Source organism: Endozoicomonas sp. SESOKO3 (assembly GCF_024606255.1).
On sequence record NZ_JAHHPR010000551.1, the window covers coordinates 1 to 2,208 of the forward strand.

Here is a 2,208-nt window from a genome sequence, read left to right on the forward strand (position 1 = left end):
CGGGTGTTGATGAGAGTGGCTCACCAAGGCAAGAATGGTTATTTATGCAGTCCATCGTTCGTTTCTTAAAAGTTGTTCTTTTCTCTGGTTGGCAAGGATATTCAAAATTGATTCTGCGGCTTAGAGTCGGTTTTAGCATGGAAGTTCATAACATTGATGTTAGTGAAGCTAACAGGAAAACAGGACTTTGATTCGGGAAAATGATCAATAAGTAGAAATCAGGTTTCTGTCTTTCAGAATGGCTCTCAGGGCTATTGATTGCATGATCCTCACTTCGGGTCAGAACCTGAAACCCACCAAAAACCATTTGCCGATTGAAAGCAATCAGTCACTCATCCATCCTTAGTTCAGTGATTTTCGCCGACTCATCTTCATGAATCGTCAACACATGGCCATCGGTGCTGAAGGTGGCTGACTTGATCTCACTATCATGGTAAATGGTGACTTTTTTTTGCCATGATCCGTCGCTTACCCGACCGTAAACAATAGCAAGATGATAATTTACCGGCAGCAATAAATTAAATAATGTATGTCTTAACTGGTCATAAATAAATTCCGACGCACTATCTTTATTGGCTGTGATCAAATGGCTGCCGTCGGCGCTGAAGGATGCTGATCTAATATACATATTATTGAAAACGGTGGTTTTTTCTTCCCAGGATCCATTAACCTTACGGCCATAGATTGTTACCTTCCTGTCTTCACTGAGGATCATCACATGGCGGCTGTCGGCGCTAAAGGTTGCTGATGTGATTGTCATATGATTGGAAATGGTAGCTCTTTCTTCCCATGATCCATGATCGTTCAGGCCAAGGATTTTCGCCTTATTATCTTCACCGTAGGTGATCACACAGCGGCTATCGGGGCTGAAAGTGGCTGAATAGACCCAACCGTTATGAGAAATGGCGGCTTTTTTTTTCCATGATCCGTCTTCCAGACCATAGATTATCGCCCTGTCATCTCGACCGGAGGTTACTATGTGGCGGCTATCGGCGCTGAATGTGGCAGAGAAGAGACGATTCGAAAAGATGGCTTTTTCTACCCATGACCCATCGAGCTCCAGGGCATAGATTTTCACCTTATTATCTTCACATTCGATGATCATATGGCGGCTATCAGCGCTGAAGATGGCTGATATGAGTGGATGATCGTGGTAAATGATGGCTTTTTGTATCCATGACCCATCGTCCTTCTTGCCATCGATTTTCGCTTTGCTATCTGAACTGGCAGTCACCAGATAGCGACTATCAGCGCTGAAAGTGGCTGATCTTACTGAAAGATCGTGGCAAATGATGGCTTTTTCTGCCCATGACCCATCGTCTTCCAGGGCGTAGATTTTCGCCTTGCCATCGTCACTGACGGTCACTACGTAGCGGCTATTGGCGCTGAAGGTAGCTGATATAACAGTTTTATCATGGGTAATAGTGGTTTTTTCTTCCCATGATCGTTCGTCCTTCTTGCCATAGATTCTCGCCTTGCCATCTACACTGGCGGTCACTACATAGTCGCCATCGTTACTGATCATGAACGATATTACACGACCATCATGGGAGATAGTGCCTTTTGCCTGCCATGAACCATCGGTCTCCCGACCAAAGATTATCACCGTTTTACTATCACAGACGCTCACCAGATACTGGCCATCGGCACTGAAGGCAGCAGAGTTGATCTTGCCATTATTGGGGAGGGAGGCTTTTGTCTCAGATGTAAATGTTTTACATTCAATCATCAGTTTAGTGAGAGTGGAGAAGAACAGAGCAGGAAAATAAAAACTTGCCTGGTGATCCATGATTGACTTGACTAACGCTTTATCCTTTGTAAAACGGCTCAGGCAATCCCCGAGTTGATCTTTATATTTTGCGGTGACGATTGTTTTTGAATTAGCCTGGTGTGATGAAGCAAACCGGCGATGCCATGCTTTTGCCATTGAAGCATCATTTTTGAGCGTGTTGTTAATGTATGAATTTGCCCGTGTTAATTGGCTAATATCATGAGCACGCAAATAGGTGAAAATTTTGCATTGTATTCCCGGGGGCAAATCGAGCAATAATGAAAACTCACTCTTGTCACGCACAATGACGTCCCTACCCATAGTGGTAGCAATGGGTGTCTCTGATTGAGATTGATCGGGTGTTGATGAGAGTGGCTCACCAAGGCAGGAATGGTTATTTATGCAGTCCATGGTTCGTTTCTTAAAAGTTGTTGTTT

Annotated in this window: 2 protein-coding genes; one reads left to right on the top strand and one right to left on the bottom strand. The window is 44.2% G+C overall.

All coding sequences use genetic code 11. The annotated features are described in order from the left end of the window. Positions 1-191, top strand: a 191-nt coding sequence (locus KDK18_RS09555; protein ID WP_257254675.1) for a hypothetical protein, incomplete at its 5' end; no start/stop codon positions are given. 137 nt (positions 192-328) lie between these two features. On the opposite strand, the gene KDK18_RS09560 is transcribed toward KDK18_RS09555, so the two are convergent. Next, a partial coding sequence (locus KDK18_RS09560) for a WD40 repeat domain-containing protein (protein WP_257254676.1) occupies positions 329-2,208 on the bottom strand: 1,880 nt, incomplete at its 5' end.